Annotated in this window: 19 protein-coding genes and 2 pseudogenes; 6 read left to right on the top strand and 15 right to left on the bottom strand. The window is 30.2% G+C overall.

From position 1 onward, the window contains the following. The first annotated feature begins 31 nt into the window (after nucleotides 1–31). Nucleotides 32–1,897: an ABC-F family ATP-binding cassette domain-containing protein gene (locus tag ACXGQT_RS11155; protein ID WP_457828674.1), complete on the top strand. Its 1,866-nt coding sequence runs from the start codon at nucleotides 32–34 to the stop codon at nucleotides 1,895–1,897. A 126-nt stretch (nucleotides 1,898–2,023) separates the two neighbouring features. Continuing rightward, a complete protein-coding gene (locus tag ACXGQT_RS11150) occupies nucleotides 2,024–2,527 on the top strand; it encodes a hypothetical protein (RefSeq protein WP_457828673.1) in 504 nt (167 codons plus the stop codon). Between the two features lie 43 nt (nucleotides 2,528–2,570). Here the strand turns inward: ACXGQT_RS11150 and ACXGQT_RS11145 are convergent, their stop codons facing one another. Continuing rightward, nucleotides 2,571–2,807 carry a NifU family protein gene (locus ACXGQT_RS11145; protein WP_457828672.1) on the bottom strand — a complete coding sequence of 79 codons (237 nt, stop codon included), beginning with the start codon at nucleotides 2,805–2,807 and terminating at the stop codon, nucleotides 2,571–2,573. A 39-nt stretch (nucleotides 2,808–2,846) separates the two neighbouring features. Continuing rightward, complete coding sequence (locus ACXGQT_RS11140) at nucleotides 2,847–3,983, bottom strand: Mrp/NBP35 family ATP-binding protein (protein ID WP_457828671.1); 1,137 nt, start codon at nucleotides 3,981–3,983, stop codon at nucleotides 2,847–2,849. 167 nt (nucleotides 3,984–4,150) lie between these two features. Between ACXGQT_RS11140 and ACXGQT_RS11135 the strand changes: the two genes are divergently transcribed. The 3 genes from ACXGQT_RS11135 (at nucleotide 4,151) to ACXGQT_RS11125 (ending at nucleotide 6,045) form a co-directional block, all read left to right on the top strand. Continuing rightward, on the top strand, nucleotides 4,151–4,681 hold the full coding sequence (locus ACXGQT_RS11135; RefSeq protein WP_457828670.1) for an RNA polymerase sigma factor: 531 nt from the start codon (nucleotides 4,151–4,153) through the stop codon (nucleotides 4,679–4,681). 5 nt (nucleotides 4,682–4,686) lie between these two features. Next, the gene (locus ACXGQT_RS11130) at nucleotides 4,687–5,493 is read left to right on the top strand and encodes an anti-sigma factor (protein ID WP_457828669.1); all 807 of its coding nucleotides are present in this window, start codon (nucleotides 4,687–4,689) and stop codon (nucleotides 5,491–5,493) included. A gap of 213 nt (nucleotides 5,494–5,706) precedes the next feature. Beyond that, nucleotides 5,707–6,045 (top strand): GNAT family N-acetyltransferase, encoded by a 339-nt coding sequence (locus tag ACXGQT_RS11125; protein WP_457830819.1) that lies wholly within the window; start codon nucleotides 5,707–5,709, stop codon nucleotides 6,043–6,045. Between the two features lie 56 nt (nucleotides 6,046–6,101). On the opposite strand, the gene ACXGQT_RS11120 is transcribed toward ACXGQT_RS11125, so the two are convergent. The 5 genes and pseudogenes from ACXGQT_RS11120 to ACXGQT_RS11100 all read right to left on the bottom strand — a co-directional run bounded on the left by ACXGQT_RS11120 (nucleotide 6,102) and on the right by ACXGQT_RS11100 (nucleotide 11,561). Continuing rightward, nucleotides 6,102–8,327: a TonB-dependent receptor gene (locus tag ACXGQT_RS11120; RefSeq protein WP_457828668.1), complete on the bottom strand. Its 2,226-nt coding sequence runs from the start codon at nucleotides 8,325–8,327 to the stop codon at nucleotides 6,102–6,104. 135 nt (nucleotides 8,328–8,462) lie between these two features. Further along, on the bottom strand, nucleotides 8,463–9,707 hold the full coding sequence (locus ACXGQT_RS11115; protein ID WP_457828667.1) for a tetratricopeptide repeat protein: 1,245 nt from the start codon (nucleotides 9,705–9,707) through the stop codon (nucleotides 8,463–8,465). 120 nt (nucleotides 9,708–9,827) lie between these two features. After that, a pseudogene (locus tag ACXGQT_RS11110) lies at nucleotides 9,828–10,775 on the bottom strand (DUF4331 family protein). A gap of 33 nt (nucleotides 10,776–10,808) precedes the next feature. Further along, nucleotides 10,809–11,081, bottom strand: a pseudogene (locus tag ACXGQT_RS11105) (DUF4331 family protein); the annotation flags it as partial. A 147-nt stretch (nucleotides 11,082–11,228) separates the two neighbouring features. Further along, on the bottom strand, nucleotides 11,229–11,561 hold the full coding sequence (locus ACXGQT_RS11100) for an MGMT family protein (RefSeq protein ID WP_457828666.1): 333 nt from the start codon (nucleotides 11,559–11,561) through the stop codon (nucleotides 11,229–11,231). A gap of 43 nt (nucleotides 11,562–11,604) precedes the next feature. Here ACXGQT_RS11100 and ACXGQT_RS11095 point away from each other — a divergent pair, with 43 nt between their 5' ends. Next, nucleotides 11,605–12,417, top strand: a complete 813-nt coding sequence (locus tag ACXGQT_RS11095; RefSeq protein ID WP_457828665.1) for a hypothetical protein — start codon at nucleotides 11,605–11,607, stop codon at nucleotides 12,415–12,417. 31 nt (nucleotides 12,418–12,448) lie between these two features. On the opposite strand, the gene trmB is transcribed toward ACXGQT_RS11095, so the two are convergent. From trmB to atpA, 8 genes are all read right to left on the bottom strand, one after another. Then, nucleotides 12,449–13,120: a tRNA (guanosine(46)-N7)-methyltransferase TrmB gene (gene trmB, locus ACXGQT_RS11090; RefSeq protein WP_457828664.1), complete on the bottom strand. Its 672-nt coding sequence runs from the start codon at nucleotides 13,118–13,120 to the stop codon at nucleotides 12,449–12,451. 9 nt (nucleotides 13,121–13,129) lie between these two features. Further along, on the bottom strand, nucleotides 13,130–13,339 hold the full coding sequence (locus ACXGQT_RS11085; protein WP_457828663.1) for a DUF6341 family protein: 210 nt from the start codon (nucleotides 13,337–13,339) through the stop codon (nucleotides 13,130–13,132). Between the two features lie 88 nt (nucleotides 13,340–13,427). Continuing rightward, on the bottom strand, nucleotides 13,428–14,153 hold the full coding sequence (locus tag ACXGQT_RS11080) for a metallophosphoesterase family protein (RefSeq protein ID WP_457828662.1): 726 nt from the start codon (nucleotides 14,151–14,153) through the stop codon (nucleotides 13,428–13,430). Between the two features lie 115 nt (nucleotides 14,154–14,268). After that, the gene (locus tag ACXGQT_RS11075; protein WP_457828661.1) at nucleotides 14,269–14,670 is read right to left on the bottom strand and encodes a hypothetical protein; all 402 of its coding nucleotides are present in this window, start codon (nucleotides 14,668–14,670) and stop codon (nucleotides 14,269–14,271) included. An 89-nt stretch (nucleotides 14,671–14,759) separates the two neighbouring features. Next, a complete protein-coding gene (locus ACXGQT_RS11070; protein WP_457828660.1) occupies nucleotides 14,760–16,160 on the bottom strand; it encodes a LuxR C-terminal-related transcriptional regulator in 1,401 nt (466 codons plus the stop codon). A 41-nt stretch (nucleotides 16,161–16,201) separates the two neighbouring features. Next, complete coding sequence (locus tag ACXGQT_RS11065) at nucleotides 16,202–16,711, bottom strand: hypothetical protein (RefSeq protein WP_457828659.1); 510 nt, start codon at nucleotides 16,709–16,711, stop codon at nucleotides 16,202–16,204. 179 nt (nucleotides 16,712–16,890) lie between these two features. Further along, the gene (gene atpG, locus ACXGQT_RS11060) at nucleotides 16,891–17,751 is read right to left on the bottom strand and encodes an ATP synthase F1 subunit gamma (protein ID WP_457828658.1); all 861 of its coding nucleotides are present in this window, start codon (nucleotides 17,749–17,751) and stop codon (nucleotides 16,891–16,893) included. 74 nt (nucleotides 17,752–17,825) lie between these two features. Further along, entirely contained in the window at nucleotides 17,826–19,400 is a 1,575-nt protein-coding gene (atpA, locus tag ACXGQT_RS11055) for a F0F1 ATP synthase subunit alpha (protein WP_457828657.1), read from the bottom strand. Nucleotides 19,401–19,414 lie beyond the last annotated feature (14 nt).

The following is a 19,414-nucleotide window of genomic DNA, read 5'->3' as shown; positions in this document are numbered from 1 at the left end:
AAACACCTACTTTTGCACAAAATATTTTTGTGTGAATTATTTATCTATAGAAAACGTTTCCAAAGCTTTTGGAGAACGTGTATTGTTTGAAAACTTATCTTTTGGAATTAACAAAGATCAAAAAATTGCCTTTGTAGCTAAAAACGGAACAGGTAAAACTCGTTTGTTAGAAATTATTGCAGGGAATGATATTCCTGATACAGGACAAGTGGTAACTCGTAAAGATTTACATGTTTCATACCTTTCTCAAGAAGATGCTTTTGATGAAAATCAAACCGTAGAAGAAGTCATTTTTGATTCAGACAGTAAAGTATTAAAAATTGTTCAAGAATACGAAGAAGCTATTTTAAATCCAGAGAATGCAGAAAGATATCAATTAGCTTTTGACATGATGGATCAATACAATGCTTGGGATTTTGAAACCCAGTACAAACAAATTCTATCAAAATTAAAACTAGATAATTTACAGCTAAAAGTAAAAGGACTTTCTGGAGGGCAGCGTAAACGTTTGGCATTGGCAACTGTTTTAATTAGCAAACCTGATTTATTAATTTTAGATGAGCCTACCAACCATTTGGATTTAGAAATGATTGAATGGCTAGAAGATTTTTTTGCCAAAGAAAAAATCACCTTGTTTATGGTTACTCACGATCGTTACTTTTTAGAACGTGTGTGTAACGAAATTATAGAAATGGACAACGGACAGTTGTACAGCTACAAGGGAAATTATTCTTATTATTTAGAAAAAAAAGAAGAACGCATTGAGCTAGAACAAACCGTACAAGCCAAAGCTAAAAACTTATTTAAAAAAGAGTTGGATTGGATGAGACGTCAGCCCAAGGCTCGTACCACAAAATCTAAATCTAGAATTGATGACTTTTTTGTGATTAAAGAAAAAGCCAGAGCAAGACGTTCTGAACACAAAGTTCAATTAGAAATTAACATGGAACGCTTGGGGAACAAAATTGTAGAATTTCACAAAGTTTCTAAAGCTTGGGAAGACATGGTAATGCTAGACCAGTTTGATTATAATTTTAATCGTGGAGAACGTATTGGAATCATTGGAAAAAATGGAACAGGAAAATCATCATTCTTAAATGTTTTAACAGGAAATACTCCTGTTGATAGTGGAAAAGTAGTCGTTGGAGAAACCATTAAATTTGGATATTACCATCAGTCTGGAATTCAAGTAAAAGAAGGACAAAAAGTAATTGAAGTCATTAAAGAATTTGGGGAATTTATTCCTCTTGCCAAAGGACATAAAATATCTGCAAGTCAATTGTTAGAACGTTTTTTGTTTGATAAAAAGAAACAATACGATTTTGTAGAAAAATTAAGTGGTGGAGAACGTAAACGTTTGTATTTGTGTACGGTTTTAATTCAAAACCCAAACTTTTTAATTTTAGATGAGCCTACCAACGATTTAGATATTGTAACCCTAAACGTGTTAGAAAGCTTTATGTTAGATTATCCAGGAAATTTAGTGGTTGTATCTCACGACCGTTATTTTATGGATAAAATTGTAGATTCTTTATTTGTGTTTAGAGGAAATGGAGTGATAGAAAACTTCCCTGGAAACTATTCAGATTTTAGAGCTTATGAAAATTCCGACAATCAAGAAGAGCAAGAAATTGTTCCTACTAAAATTGAAGCTGTTAAAGAAAAGCCTAAAACTCCAGCAAAGTTAAGTTATGCCGAAAATAAGGAATACATCAACTTAGAAAGTGATATTGCCAAATTGAATCGTAAAAAAGAGGCCATTGAAGCTGAGTTTGCAGATGGTAAAATAGAAGGTGATGCTATTGACAAAAAATCTATTGAGCTTCAAAAAATTATTGATGATATAGAATTTAAAGAAATGCGTTGGTTTGAATTGAGCGAAAAGTTGGAGGGGTAAAACATATTGCATCTCGACTGCACTCGATGAACTTAGATAATACAGCAATCCAAATAGTCAAGGTGTTAGATATGAGTTGAAAACCTAAAAAAAAAGTATCTTTATCTAGAAAAATTGAAGATTGCTATGATCATTAAAAAAATACTGATTGTTCTAATTACACTAGGAATACTAGCCTGTGAAAATGATGAGATTATTGAAACAAATCATAAAAAAATTACTGAAGGAAAATGGAATTTTAAAACAAATGCAACTTCAAGATACCAACTAGATCTAGACGACTACCTAACAATTGATTTTAAAGAAGATAATACTTTTGAAATTACAGAATCAATAGATGATAATTTAAGATATGCATACGGAAATTGGTCTTTAGATTCAGAAGAAAAGAAAATCACCTTTTCAACCATCGAACATAAAATTCCTGAATTAGATGAACATATTTTTTATATGTTTTCAAAATCAATATTAAAATCTATAACCAATTTTCAGCCAAATTATACAGAACCTACAACTAACACATGGCTTATTGAAAAATTAAAAAAAGACTCTTTTGTAATATATAAAGAATCTATCTTTGATGAAAACATCAGATCTTTTAAAATCTTTTTACAAAAAATCCCAAATTGAAAACTCAATTTGGGATTTTTTTATGTTTATAACTTGTAGCTTTTTAACTAATATCTATTACTTCTTTAATTTGTGGAGCATGTTTTTTAATGGTTGCTTCAACTCCATTTTTTAGTGTCATTTGATTTACATTACATCCCACACAAGCTCCTTCTAACTTAACCGTTACTACGTCTTCTTCAATACTAATTAAAGAAATATTTCCTCCATCAGACTCTAAGAAAGGACGTATTTCGTCTAAAGCATTTTCTACATTTTTTTGTAATTCTTCTACACTCATGTTTTCTAAATATATTTTACTTTGCTAAAAATAACATTATTATTTGGTTGAACAACCACTCATGTTGGTAATTTTTACCGCTTCGGTTGGTGGCAAATCTGTATTTCTCTTTACCAACTCACCTGCCATGTTTTTGGTAATTTCTTTAAAAGCCAATTCTTGTGGTGTTCCATCTTGTAAAGCTACAGGATGACCAAAATCACCTGCTTCACGAATACTTTGTACCAAAGGAATTTCTCCTAAGAAAGCCGTTTCTAAATCTTCTGCCAAATGTTTAGCTCCATCTTGTCCAAAAATATAGTACTTATTTTCTGGCAATTCAGCCGGAGTAAAATAACTCATGTTCTCTACAATTCCCAATACAGGCACGTTAATATTCTTTTGCTGAAACATAGCCACTCCTTTTTTAGCATCGGCCAATGCAATGTTTTGAGGTGTACTTACCACCACTGCTCCTGTAATTGGCAAAGCTTGTACTATAGATAAATGAATATCTCCCGTTCCTGGAGGTAAATCAATTAACAAAAAGTCTAATTCTCCCCAATCTGCATCAAAAATCATTTGGTTTAATGCTTTAGAAGCCATAGGACCTCTCCAAATTACCGCTTCGTTAGGGTTGGTAAAAAACCCTAAAGACAATAATTTAATTCCGTAATTTTCAATAGGTTTCATTTTAGAACGACCATCAACATTAACAGAAATAGGTTTTGCTTTGGCAACATCAAACATAATATGCATTGATGGTCCATAAACATCGGCATCTAGTACTCCGACTTTAAATCCCATTTTTTGCAAAGAAACTGCCATATTAGCTGTTACAGTAGATTTCCCTACTCCTCCTTTACCAGAAGCCACTGCAATAATGTTTTGAATTCCTGGAATTTTATCTCCTTTTATTTGATTAGGATTTGCTTTAGGCTCCTCTTTTTTTGTAGCAACTGATAAATTTACTTTTACCTTAGCAGATGAAAACTGAGCTATAACTGCTTTTTCAATTTCTGTTTCTGTTTTCTTTTTGGCTTGTAAAGTAGGATTGCTAATTTGCACATCAATGACCACTTCATCACCAAAAATATTAATATTGGTAACATTGTTATTTTCTACCAAACTTTTCCCTTCACCAGGAGCTGTTATGGTTTCTAAAATTGCTTTTATATCTGATTTTGTAATACTCATTACAGTGTATTTAAATTGGGTTACAAAGATACGTTATTCTGTAGAAATTTATTCTATCGTCTCTCCATAGTCTTTTATAAATTAAAATCTTACACATATTTGTGCTTGTTGTTAGCTAAACCGCTTTTTTCTTCCTAATTTTCAGATTCAATTTTACAACTAACTATATGGATGTAGACAATTTGGTGCAAAAATTCCAAGAAGAGAAAGATGTACTTGCTTATCAAAAATTATACGAAATGTATAACAAAAGTATGCTTGGAGTCATCAATAATATATTAAGAGATGAAGATCTTTCTAAGGATGTTTTGCAAGAAGTTTTTTTAAAAGTTTGGGATAACATAGAGAGTTACACTCCTAAAAAAGGTAGATTTTTTACCTGGTTGTTAAACATTTCTAGAAACGCAGCTATTGATAAAACTAGATCTAAAGATTATCGTATTAACAAAGCAAACCAAAGCCTAGATATTTTCGTAAATATATCAGAACAAGAGGAAAAGGAAGTAAGTGATGAAGAAAAATCGTTATTTGCTAAAATTCAGAAAATGTCTGAAAAGTGTAGAAAAGTCATCGACTTAATTTTTTACAAAGGATATACACAAAGAGAGACTTCTGAAGAATTAGAAATTCCTTTAGGAACGGTAAAAACAAGAAGCCGTAGTTGTTTGGAAAATTTAAGATTGAGTATAAACAGGTAGGGATTATGGAGAATATACAAGAATATATAGCATCTGGAATATTAGAATTATACGTTGCGGGTACGCTAAGTAGAGAGGAAAGCTACGAAGTGTATACCATGATACAAAAGCATCCAGAAGTAAAAAATTATATTAAAGAAATAGAACACACAGTTGTAAAAATATCGGAATTAAGTAACAAAAAAGGATTTGTAGCTTATCCGTTTAGCAAGTTAATGACTGCTATTAACGGTAAGAACACCAAAGTAATTCCGATTAAATGGTATAGTTACATGGGATGGGCGGCAAGTGTAGTCTTAACTGTGGGAATTATTAGTTTATATACTAATAACAACAACTTAAAAGAAAACTTAACCAAACAAATTGCATCTAACATTAAGTTAGATGAACAAAGAGCTAATTTACAAGGTGAGGTGATTGCTAAAAATATTGAAATCAATACCAAAAATGATGTGATTGCTTTTATATCATCTGAGACTACTGAAAAAGTAGAGTTGGCTGGACAGACGGTATCTCCAGAAAGTTATGCGGCTATTTATTGGGATAAAAAAACCAATGAAATGTATGTAGACTTAAGTGGCTTACCTAAAGCTCCTGAAGGAAAAGTATATCAATTATGGTCTTTAACCTTAAACCCGTTAACACCAACAAGTTTAGGAACTTTAGATGGATATAATAAAGGGGAAACTTTTATAAAAGTTAGCAACGGTAACAAATCTGAAGCTTTTGGAATTACGCTTGAACCTGCTGGTGGTAGTGCATCGCCAACTTTAGAACAATTATATACTTTAGGATTGACAAAGGTTTCTTAATAAGTAAAATATATATTTTATAAAAAAAGACCATCGTTTTGCGATGGTCTTTTTTACATCTAATAACTTTGTAATTAAAACAACATGTGTGTTCTAATTAGAAAAGCTACAATAGAAGATTTATCCTTTATAAAAAACTTATGCACGGAAACCGTTATTAATACTTGCCATAAAGACTATAATCCTTTACAAATTAAAGCTTAGTTATCTGCAATACAAAAGACTAACAAATGGAAACATGCAATACAAAATGAATATTTTTTAGTAGCTGAGAAAACTGATATCATTGTTGGTCTTGCTTCTTTAATAAATAATAATTACATCAACTTTATGTTTGTACACAAGAATTATTTACACCAAGGAATCGCCTCTTTATTGTATAATAATATTTTAGTAGCAGCTAAAAAACAACACTCTCATCAATTATCTGCTGATGTTAGTATTACCGCTATACCTTTTTTTGAAGCCAAAGATTTTAAAGTGATAAAAGAAAACATTAATATAATCAATGATGTTGAAATTATTAATTATCACATGATTTTAAAAATATAAAAAGCCCATTTTTAACAAAATGGGCTTTTTATTACAACTATAATTAAATATAAATTCTAGAATTTATATGCGATGGTTCCTTTTACAAAAAATGGTGTTCCTGGGGTAAAGTGAATTTCTTCAACTGATTGTGCTTCGTTTTGCAAACGAGATTCCGTTGCAAACTGTGTTTCGTTCCACGCTACATCAAATAAGTTTTGGATTTGAACTCCTAGTTCAAACTTTTCCAAAATATACCCCATATTTAAATTGGTTACGGTATATCCTTCTGCCACAATAGAATTGTCTTCGTTGGCTGGTCTATCTTTTATATGCAAAGCATTTATTCCTACATAAAATCCTAAATCTTTTTTATAAGATATACCTCCTTTTAAAGTAAAGTCTGGAGCTAAAGGCACGTAATCTTGTCCGTTTGCTTCATCTCTAAATCTTGCATGTGTATAATTGGCATCAAAGTTTACAAATAAGGCTTTTATAGGCTGATATCTTGTATTAAAAGAAACTCCTTGTCTTACCGATGCTCCATTAGGCTCTACAATTCCTGCATCTCCCACATATACAAATTCTTGCTCTGATAACATTCCCCAAAGGTCTAATCCAAACAATAGTTCTGGAGTAGTTTTCCACACAAAACCAATATCAGTACTATATGCTTTTGGAATTGCATCTCCTTGAGAGCTTGTAACCAAACGACTATCGTTGGTATGAAAACCTTGCCCTATTTTAAAATAAGATTGAAAGTGATTATTTGGGGTATAAGTAACGTTTAATCTTGGACTTATAATGGCAGCTGTTTGCTCTTTTAATTTAAAACCTGTTTCGTTATTTGTTGGTTTTAAATCATGATATCCAAAAGACAAATAATCTAATCTAACCGATGGATTTAATACCCATTTATTCAATTGAAAAGCTACACTAGCATATCCAAAATAATTGGTTTCATTTACATCTCCATATCGTAATCTTTGTAAAACTTCTGATTTGTTTTTAGTTTCTGACAATTCATTATCTCCAACAATATCAGTTCTTAAACCCACTCCAGTATTAAATGTTAGTTCTGTATCTCCTAACATAAATTCTTTTTGATAATCAGAACTATATCCAAAAATATCTCTTGATTCCTTTTGAAAAATTTGATCTCCATCTACAGGATTGTTTAAAAAGAACGTAAAATTAGAATACAAACCAAACTTATATTTAGAGTAATAAGCAAAGTGTTTCATTTGTGAATCATCAGCGTATTTCTGAATCATTTTTAAAGAAACATTGGTTCTTGATGTTTCTCCTCCTTCGGTATCATCTATCGCTCCAAAACGAGTAATACTTCCGTTATCTACCGCTCTTTGTGGAATTTGACCAGAAGCGTTCCAACTACTTACAAAGTGAGAAAATGAAAACTCTAATTTTGTATTGTTAAAGGTTTTAAAATATTTACTATTGATATTAAACCTTTTAAAGTTTTGTGGACTTTCAAAAGGTCCATCAGAGTTTAAATTTTCTATGGCTACATAAGCACTCTCATCTGTTTTGTCTAAAAAAGTATTCATAAACAGTAAACGCTTGGTATTAAACTGCCCTCCCTCTAACTTAATTAAATTATAATCTAAGTTTTCTTTACTTTTTAAATTTACTGTTCCTGTGGTTGCAAAATTTCCTTGACTAAAATGATAAGGCCCTGCTTTAAAATCTATTTTATCAACCGTTTCAGGAATTACGAAATGTAAATCTGCATATCCTTGTCCATGAGCATGAGAAACCATGTTTACGGGAATTCCATCTACATTTACTTGTAAATCTGTACCGTGATCTATATCAAATCCTCTGTAAAAAATTTGTTCTGCTTTTCCTCCTCCAGCATGTTGACCAATAATTAAACCTGGTACTTTGGTTAATAATTCTTGTGATGACTTTACAGGATTACGCTCCACATCTATACTGGTAATAATTGTTTCTTCATTAATTTCTGGAGACAACATTATTTGTTCTAAAGCAATAGTGTTTGTTTTTACCTTAACTTGAATATTACTGTTGTTGTATACTATCTTTTTGGTTAAATATCCCATTTTATTAAATAGGATTGTGTCTCCTACAACCAAATTACCTAACTCAAATTCACCTTTAAAATTAGTATGTGCATGGTTTTGAGTTCTCTGATGTATTACATACATGAATTCTACAGATCTGTCTTTTTCATCTGTAACTATCCCTTTTAGGTTTTGTGAAAATCCTGATACAGCTACCAGAAACAACAATACACAACTAATTTTTTTTGTTTTTTGCATTTTTATAGTTTAATTTTTAGGTATCAATAGTATGTAAATTGTAGCTGTAGACTGTCTGCTACTATCCTGCTTTTCTATCTCAAAAATATTCTTTGCAATTTTTGATTATAAAAGACAACTAGTGATTAATATTTTTTAAAGTTTTTCTACTTCCATAGTTTTTACAGGTCCTAACTCAAATGCCGCAGCTAATAATTCTTTTTTAATAGGCTGTACTAAAGCTTGCTCTTTATTTAAAGCATATACTTTTGCTACTCTTAATAGCACTTCTGGCTCATAAGATTTTAACACATTGTTTTCTTTTATAACCTCCATTCCTTTTGATGGATTTTTTATATATGCTGTTGCCAAGGCTAACAAAGAATAAGATTGAGGTGTAGGCCTATTTTCTACTTCTTTTAATGCCAAAACATAGGCTTTATTGTATTCTTTATTGGCTACTAAAATATCAAAATTATACTTATTATACATTTGACCATATCCAGATTTTGATACTTCAGACCAATAGGTTTCAAAATTTTGTTTGATATAATTATTGTCATACAAAGATATTTCATAAGCCAACAAATCTACATCTGCTCCTGCATAACGTTGCTTTACTTTTGAAATAATATGTTTAGCTTGATCTATATTTTTATCATAAGAAAAAGCAATCCATGCTATTTTTTTTAAAGCATAAACATCTGCCGGATTTTTTTCTAAGGTTTTTAAATAATATTGATATGATTTTTTAATCTCTCCATGATGTCCATAATAATCTGCCAAATTGGTTTCACACCAAGTAATCAAATCATCATAACCTTTCTCTTTTGCCCCTTGTAGCGCTTCTTCCATGTAAGCAATGGTAGCTTCTAAATTTCCCTCATGATCTTGCCATTTTGCTATTCTAATTAAATAATCAAAAGATCTTTTATTTTCTATTTTAGACAAATAGTCCTTAGCTACATCATCATTTCCTAACTCTAAATGTACATCAAACAACATTTTAATAGTTTCTTGTTTGCTGTCTCCATTATTTTCTGCTTTTTCTAGTAAGTCTAAAGCTTTTTTAAACTGGTGTTGCGAAACATAATTTCTTGCCAATGCTCTTAAATAACCCGACTGTTTAGAACCTGAACGTTCCACGGCATTTTTTAGCAACATTTCTGCTTTTTTTAAATGTTTAATATTCCCTGTTTTTGAAAACAATTGACTTTCTATTCCTGCAATTTTTGAGTTGTATGGAAACTGATTTGGAGTAGCTGCTAATTTATCTTCCCAAAACTTTAAGTCGATGTACAAGCGGTCTAAAGAAACATCTTTAGTCAACTCTAAATACGGCTTAATATCTTGTTGCTGTACTATTTGTTTTTTCTCTTTACTACAAGAGAAAAGAAACATAAGAAAAAAGATACAACTCGTTGTTTTTAATATATAATTGATAGTTTTCATAGTCTATAATTTTAAGTTTAAAATATTAAATGCTGGACAAGCCAGCATTTAATATAGCTTAATTGTTTATTACCAAGGAGCTGCTAAATAAGGAAAGCTTGTTAAAAACTCTTTGTCATTTGCATCTACATGATCATCAGATAAGGCTGGATTTTCGGTAAAATCTTCTCCTCCAAAAATTAACAGTAACTCTACTGTAATTACATCATCTGCCAAAGCTCTTCCTGATAATGTATTATCTGGGTTTCCATCGTAAAAAGTTGTAGTCCCATCTAAAGAAACATTCAAAACATCTGTAGCTAAAAAGCTAGAGAACGTTACTGCGTTTTGACCCAAAGCGTTTGTGTCTGTAGTATTTGAAGCATCAAATGCTGGACTTAAAGCTTCTAAATTTGTTTTAAACATACTTGCATAAGCTGCTCCTTGCTCCGAAGGAATAGTAGTGTTAAAATTATCTTTACTACTTGCAGAAACAAACACTGTGTTTACTGCTGGCCTCCCCATTTGATCTTCCAAAGCGTACATTGCTGCCATTGGAGTTTCCATTTCTTTTTCATCATCATCATTATTTGAACAGTTAAAAGAAACTGCTGCTACTATTAACGATAATCCTATTGTTGTTATTTTGCGTATCATAATTTTCAGTTTTTAATGTTATTGTTTTCTTTTTGTAGTTACCCATGTGTTGATAGTTCCAGAACCACCAATCATAGACTTTGGTACCTCTACCACTACAGATAATACATTTGTACCTGCAAAAGTATCTGCCCCTGGATTGTTAAATCCACTTGGTGCTGTACCTCCTACAATTTCTGTATATCTAGCAAAGTCCATAAAGAAAGGATCATCTCTTAATCCTGCAAAAACCTTAACTCCCGATACCAAGCTTGCATTAATAGTTGTTGCAATTTGAGTAGAACCATATGCAGTAATATCTACACTACTTTTAAATTTAGCATCTAACATAGTACTCATGGTTCCTGTTTCATTTGGAACTCCAGGTCCATAAACATACATTTTGTCTCCAGATGGAATTGCTTGAATTACATAATCTTCAACTTTGTCATCATCTGTATCAATATTAAACTCAATCATAACATCTTTATCAAACTTTGCTGTTTGAGATGCTTCTGGACTTAATAGTCCTTGAACATTGGCTACAAAAACTAAATTGTTTGTGTTCTCACCTTGAAAGGCATAAAAATCGGTAATATCACTTGTACCTCCTTTAACTGCTGGAGCATCAATGTGGTCTGCTGCAATAATTCCTCCTGATATAAGAGCAATTACTGCTAACCCTAATAAAATCTTACGTGTTTTCATAATTGTATTTTTAGTTAATAAAACGTTTGTACAATTATTTACGAGAGAAAGTTCAATACGGTTTTAAAAAAGTTTAATTTATTTTTAAAACCAAAACAAAACACACAACAAACATCTGTTTATCAACAGATTAAACCCTAAAATAAATTATAATTCTTTTGATGGATTCCAATAAATGGCTTCAAAATTTTGAACTTGATTGTCTTTTACATCCACTCCTTCGCTTTCTAAAAGCTGCTGCATTAAGTTGGTTCCATCAAAATGATGTTTACCGCTTAGCATTCCAATTCTATTCACTACTCTATGTGCAGGAATACTAGTATCTCCATGAGATGCATTCATAGCATAACCAACAATTCTAGCCGATTTTGCTGCTCCTAAGTATTTGGCAATAGCTCCATAAGAAGTAACCCTGCCTACTGGAATTTGTTTGGCTACTGCATGAACTCTTTTAAAAAAATCTTGTTTTTTTGTTTCCAATAAATGAGTTGGTATATTTTATGATAACCCAAATTTAAAAAAAATGAAAAAGAAACTACTTATACTAGGTGTAGTATTGTCTTTTATGGACACTTATGCTCAAAAACTAGAGAGATCTAAAGAAAATTTAAAAAAAGATTTAAATTATCATATTACAAACAGTCAAATAGGAACTGATGAAAATGATAACTCTACCTCTAATAGTTTAGCCTATGATTTAATTGCAAAACCTATTATGTTTATTGGCGGATTTTTAACCTATGGACTTTTAATAGAAACGTTTATAGAAAGAGAAAAAAAACATGCTTATATGGAACTTACCCCTTATCCATATATAAATAATTTAAAAGGTGATTACGCTTTTGAAGCTAATGAAGTTTCATTTACAAGATTTGACATCTCCAATCAGTTTGTAACTGATATGAACTATACTCAGGGTAATAACTTAAATATTAAATTTAGATTTTTAGAGCGTGTAAATATTGAATACAACCAACTATACCTGCTAGAAAATAATAACAATCAATTTTTTATGCACGATTTAACAGCTAACTATTATAGAATAAGAACTGAACATATGACTTTAAATTATGGCATGGGAATTAGTTATGTTCATTCTGGAGTAAACAAAGCTTACTTTACTTATAATACTGGCATACAGTATTTTTTTAATATACCTTTAAGTTTAAGTTTAGATCATAGAGGTACTCCTTTTTCTAGATATGGTATTTACCAAACTAAACTTAATTTTAATTATCATATAAAACAGTTTGTGTTTCAAGTAGGAATTAACTTTTATAATATTGGTAATGTACACTATAAAATGTTAGGCTTAGGCGGAAAAGTTTATTTGTAAAAAAGCCTCTGTTTAAATACAGAGGCTTTTTTTAATATTTTAATTTAAACTTTATGTAGGTAATTGCTTTGCCTACTTCAAGATATTGACTTTCGTAATACGTTTGCACCTTTGTTACTTCTTCGGGAGCTCCTTCTTGTCTATATACATCGTGGTTGGCATATAATACATCATGACCTTGACCATGTAACAAACCAAGAGTATAACCATGCATAAACTCACTATCGGTTTTTAAATGCATAATACCTTCTTCATTTAAGATTTTATGATATCTCTTTAAAAAGGCATCACCTGTCATACGGTGCTTAGTTCTTTTATATTTTATTTGTGGATCTGGAAAAGTTATCCAAATTTCACTCACTTCATTTTCGGCAAAAATATAATCAACCAGCTCTATTTGAGTTCTTACAAAAGCTACATTAGGTATGTTTTCTTCGGTAGCTGTTTTAGCACCACGCCAAAAACGAGCTCCTTTAATGTCTATTCCTATATAATTAACCTCTGGATTTCTTTTTGCTAAGGCAACAGTATACTCTCCTTTTCCGCAACCCAATTCTAATACTATAGGATTGTTGTTCCCAAAGAATTCACTCCACTTACCTTGATACTTAAAACCAGCTGTTACCTCTTCTCTAGTTGGCTGTATAACATTCTCAAACGTTTCATTTTCATTAAAACGTTTTAACTTATTTTTGCTTCCCAATCTAGTTTCTTATTTTGGTAAATCTTCAGTATTTGTATCTTTAAACTTTTTAGATTCTTTCATCCAATAAGCAAAGTACACCAATGCAACAATTACAAAAACAAAGTTAATAGCGTTAGATCCCCACCAAGAACCGCTAAAACGTAATGCTTTAAATGGTAAGAATAATCCTTTAGTAAATAAATCGTCTATTGCGTGAAAGATATTTAATGCGATCATAATGATAATATTTTTATGCTCAGCAAAAGTAATAAAAGTTATTGTTACTTAATTGCTTAAAAAGTGTTTTTTAAAGGTGATAATATAATTAATTTCTTCCATTTTCATTAGGATATAAACTAGGCAAAGAATCGCTTTGCCAAAACTCTTTGGTATCTACATCCAAAATGGTTAGTGGATTGGTAAATGCAGCACCAGTGTCTATATTCCAAACATTGGCTACATTAAAAGGTTCACTTTTATTTATTTTAGACAAAGCTGTATGACCTATATAAACTTCTTTGTAAAGTTTTAATCTTTCAGGATAGAATTCATCTTCTAAAGATAAATTTCTACTTGCCAAAGCTGTTTCCCACAAAGATCTATCCCAATATAACATTTTAGTAAAATGTTCATCTTCTACTCCTTTTACATTGGTAAACCCAGCATGCACAAACAATCTATTTTGATTATCTAAATAATAATTATCTAAATTCTCTAAAAAATTGATATGTATTTTAATAAAGTTATATGGTCTATCTTTATAAGAATCTATAGTTGCTTGTCCTCCATGATGTAGCCAATTTGGGTTGTCTTTTGATTTTGTTAACCAGTCTAAAAACAACTCATCATGATTTCCTCTTAAAAAAATACAATTGTGTGATGATTTTAAAGAGATTAAGGTATTAATAACCTCAAATGCTTGACTCCAACCATCTACATAGTCTCCTAAAAATATTAACAAATCATCTGTAGTAACTTTGGCTCTATCTAAAACTTGCTCTAAAGCTTTTAAACCTCCGTGAATATCTCCTATAACTAATGTTCTACTCATAATATTTTTTCTGAGCTTAAATATAAGTATAAAACATAAAAAAACCGATAGCAGTAGCTAACGGTTTTTTTAAATAAATTCAGCTTTTTGATTTGTAATTCACTTAAAAGCGATTTTATTGTTCTTGATTTTTTATAACATTATTAAAAAAATTAATTTCATCATTTGATAAACATAATTTTTGTATAAATAAGTTATTTATCACAAAATCGAACAGTTTATCATAAACGAGTCCAATTTCCCCAAAAGAAAGTCTATATAACTTAGCATCATAGGGAGATGATTTTAAATCACTTAAAATAGATTTTGTTTTGTCACTAACTTCAATATCCATAAGATCTAGATAAACATGATAATTGGTAACAAATTGTTGTATGATTTTATCTAATATGTCTTGAATTTTATCTAACTCATGATCCGATACACGTGACTTTTGAGCTAGTTGATGTTCCCATGAATTAGAAATAAAATCATAATTTTCTTTAGGCAATAAATGCTTATAAACAGGTAATATCATAAAATAGAGTTTACTACAAATCTCTTGTATCTATTTTAAAATAAGCCTATACCATGGTATAAATAAACCTATACTTAGGTATAGGTTCATTATATTGCCTTACCTGATTTAAATTTTAAAAATATTGGTGTTAACTCTGTGCGCTTTTTTATATCTAATTTTCTAAAAATATTTGATATATGATATTTAACTGTTACCTCTTGAATGAACAGTTTTTCTGAAATTTCTTTATTAGTTTTTCCTAAGAGAATATAGTTTACAATTTCTTTTTCTCTTAACGTTAAGTCATACTTTTTTGTAAAAATCTCAAAAATTTCTTCATTTGATTTTTGTATAAACGTATCGCTATTTTTAATATTCTCAACCAAATTTTCTTTGATTACTCCATTTCTATATGATATTGCGTATAAAAAGACAACCATTTCAAATAAACTACTCATTTTAAGATATCTATTTGAAAAATCAAAATAATGTATTCCAAAATCAAAAGGAAGTATATACAAAATATTTGAAATAAAAAGAGTAAGATACCCTATTACAGAAAACCTTGCATATACATGTTTATTGAACAGCAAAAAACCTAAAAACAAGTAAATCAACAATATAGAAGTATTCACTATTTTTCCTAAAGAATACCATAACAAATTGTAACTACATGCATATAGAATATAAAAAAGGATATTTACAATGATTAAGAAAAAAATAAAAGTTATTAATCTTGGAAAAAACCTTCTTATACCTATAGCCTCATTAGTAAACAAAACCAAAGAGACAACTAGTAAAAGTTGTAAAAAAACATCAATAAATTTTACAAAAATTGAATTTGAAAAAAAACCATCAATCTCAGCTAATATTGATATAATACTTAATAACAAAAAGCTATAATACAGATAAAATCTGTCTTTTGTATTAATATAAAAAAAGATGTTAATTAACAGAATAATAAGAGAAATTCCATAAAAAAAACCTAACTCTAATTGATTTTGTGTTTTGTATGTTGAAAACGCTTCCTTCTCAAAAATTTCTAGTGGAAAATACGTACTTTTTGTAAAATCTACTTTAAAATAATATTCTACATAATCGTTGCTATTAACAGAAGTAGATACATGAATATCCTTTTCTTTAATATCTTTTATGGAGTAAATTTTATAAGTTTTATTGTTTATGTACTTGTATATTGTTAAGTCACTAAAACACTCTGCATTAATTGAAAAGACAAGATCTTTTGTTTCTTTGGATACATTATTTACTTTAAGCTTATACCATAATATTAAATCTGTTTGCCTAAAAAAAGACCTTTTGTTTATTTTAAACTCTGAACTATTTATAATATCATTTAGTTCAAGATTTTTTAAAGTATCAAGAACATAATATAAATCATGAGTACAAACTTTAGATTTAAATTCATGGTCTATTATTAATTTTTCCTGTGAATAAATTGATTGGAATAATAAACAGAATAGTAAACTGTATTTAATGGAAAAATTCAAAATTATTAGTTAATTATATACAAAAATACAGTAATAATTCTTTACCAATAGTACTTTAAACCATATATAATAACAGCTGGATTGGTCATCGCAGAAATTGCCCATTTTTTAGAAAGACAATATTCTAAACCTATTCCGTAAGTAGGATTTAAATTCCCTGAATACAAAAAAGTATCATGAAAAGGAATTTCTTTAACTTTTTGTAAACGTCCCTTATACCCATATAAAAAACCTCCTCCATATTGAAGTTTTAATTTTTTGTACAAGGTAACTTCTCTTAAATAAAAAAAAGACATGGAAAAGTCGTTATACGAATTATTAAAAGCTGCTACTTCAAAAGATTTATAATTAGCGGCAGTATAAAAAGTCCCATGTATAAAAGGATTTTCAGACTTTTGAAAGTGTGTTGCAAACGGTAAAAATTTAATTCCGTTTTCTGGACTTTTACCCCAAACCTTGGTCCAAAAGGTTTGTTTTTTTGTTGGTTGATAAATTTCTTGAGTGTAACATGATTGAACAATTAAAAAACTGACAATAAATAAAATTCTCATTATAATATAATTTCATAGCTTCATGAAAAATACAAAAAATTCAACAACAATACTTACTCCAATTTATTTAGTTTTTAATCATAAAAAAAACAGACTTTTATCAATTATTTTAAAACAGCAAAAAACCCGATAAAAATATTATCGGGTTTATATTATGTTAAAAAAAAACTTACAGCATTCTAATTATTTAATGCTTCTGCTCCACCAACAATTTCTAATATTTCACCAGTAATTGCCGCCTGACGAGCTTTGTTATAAGTTAATAATAAATCGTTTCTTAAATCTTTAGCATTATCTGTTGCCTTGTGCATTGCAGTCATACGAGCACCATGTTCAGCCGCAAAAGAATCTCTAATAGCTTTATACAACTGTGTTTTTAGAGATTTAGGAATTAATGTTTCTACAATTTCTTCTTTTGAAGGTTCAAAAATATAATCAGTAGATACATTTCCTTCAATCTCTACTGGTTGTATTGGTAAAAATTGTTCTAATGTTGCAATTTGAGTTGCTGCATTCTTAAACACATTATAAACCACTTCAATTTTATCAAACTTATTGTCTGCATACATCTGCATTAACTCTTCAGCTATTACAGTAACGTTATTAAAAGATAGGTCATCAAAAACAGTTGTCTTATTTTGTATAACATCATATCTTTTAGACAAAATATCATTGGCTTTTTTACCAATAGTATACAAAGTAACTTCTTTACCTTGGTATTTCTCTTTGATTACTTGTTCAGTTTTTTTAACTATTGATGAGTTAAAACCACCACACAAACCTCTGTTAGAAGAAACAACAACTAATAAAACTTTAGAAACTTCTCTTTGTTCTGCATAAACTCCACCCGCATCACTATCTAAAGTAGCACTTAAGTTTTGTAACAACTCTGTTAATTTATTGGCATATGGTCGCATTGCAGTAATAGCATCTTGAGCCTTTTTTAACTTTGCAGCAGAAACCATCTTCATTGCGCTCGTAATTTTCATTGTAGAGCCAATAGAGGTAATTCTGTTTCTAATTTCTTTTAAGTTTGCCATATTTTTATAGTAATTAGTACAAAATACAAAGTACAAAGCTCTAGACTCTGTACTTTGTATTTAATACTATTTTATTAATATTTTGAAGATACTTCAGCAGCTACAGCTTCTAAAACATCTAAAGACGATTGTTCTAATTTACCAGACTTTAAAGAATCTAATACATCTCTATGTTTGGTGTTTAAGAACTGAATATAATCAGCTTCAAACTCTTTTACTTTATTTACCGGAACAGCCTTTAATAAGTTCTTCGTTCCTGCATAAATAACAGCAATCTGATCTTCAACTGTATAAGGATCGTTTTGAGCTTGTTTTAATATTTCTACGTTACGTTGACCTTTTTCAATTACAGACAATGTAGCAGAATCTAAATCTGAACCAAACTTAGCAAACGCTTCTAATTCACGGAATTGTGCTTGATCTAATTTTAAAGTACCTGATACTTTTTTCATAGATTTAATCTGTGCATTACCTCCTACACGTGATACAGAAATACCAACGTTAATTGCAGGACGAACTCCAGAGTTGAATAAATCTCCATCTAAGAAAATTTGTCCATCAGTAATAGAAATTACGTTTGTAGGAATATATGCAGATACATCACCTGCTTGTGTTTCAATAATTGGCAAAGCAGTTAAAGAACCTCCTCCTTTAATTTTTCCTACTAATGAATCTGGTACATCATTCATTTTTGCAGCAATAGCATCATTGTTAATTACTTTAGCTGCACGCTCTAACAATCTAGAGTGTAAAAAGAAAACATCTCCAGGGTAAGCTTCACGACCTGGTGGTCTTCTTAATAATAAAGACACCTCACGATAAGCAACTGCTTGTTTAGATAAATCATCATAAATAATTAAAGCAGGTCTACCAGTATCTCTAAAATATTCACCAATTGCAGCACCTGCAAACGGAGCATATACTTGCATTGGAGCAGGTTCAGAAGCACTTGCAGCAACAACAGTAGTATAAGCTAAAGCTCCTTTTTCTTCTAATAAGTTTACAATTCCTGCTACAGTAGATGCTTTTTGACCAATAGCCACATAGATACAGTAAACTGGCTCACCAGCATCGTAAAATTCTTTTTGGTTGATAATAGTATCTAAAGCAACTGTAGATTTACCTGTTTGACGGTCTCCAATGATTAACTCACGTTGTCCACGTCCAACAGGAATCATTGCATCAATAGATTTTATACCTGTTTGTAACGGTTCAGTTACTGGCTCACGAAAAATAACCCCAGGAGCTTTACGCTCTAATGGCATTTCAAAAGTTTCACCTGCAATTGGTCCTTTACCATCAATAGGGTTTCCTAAAGTATCTACTACACGACCTACAATTCCTTCACCAACATTGATAGAAGCAATTTTTTCAGTTCTCTTTACAGTAGAACCTTCTTGTACTTCTGACGAAGCTCCTAATAATACAACTCCTGCATTATCTTCTTCTAAGTTCAATACAATTCCTTGTAAACCTGATTCAAACTCTACTAATTCTCCATACTGCACATTCGATAATCCGTATACACGTGCAATACCATCTCCAATTTGCAATACAGTACCAACTTCGTTTAAAGAACCTTTAGATTCAAAACTAGTTAGCTGCTCTTTTAAAATTGCTGATACTTCAGCTGGGTTTATTGCTGCCATCTTATTTTTATTAT

The organism is Wenyingzhuangia sp. IMCC45467, assembly GCF_054111205.1.
The sequence above is the reverse complement of the archived record's forward strand: the minus strand, read 5'-3'. Positions and strand labels throughout refer to the sequence as shown.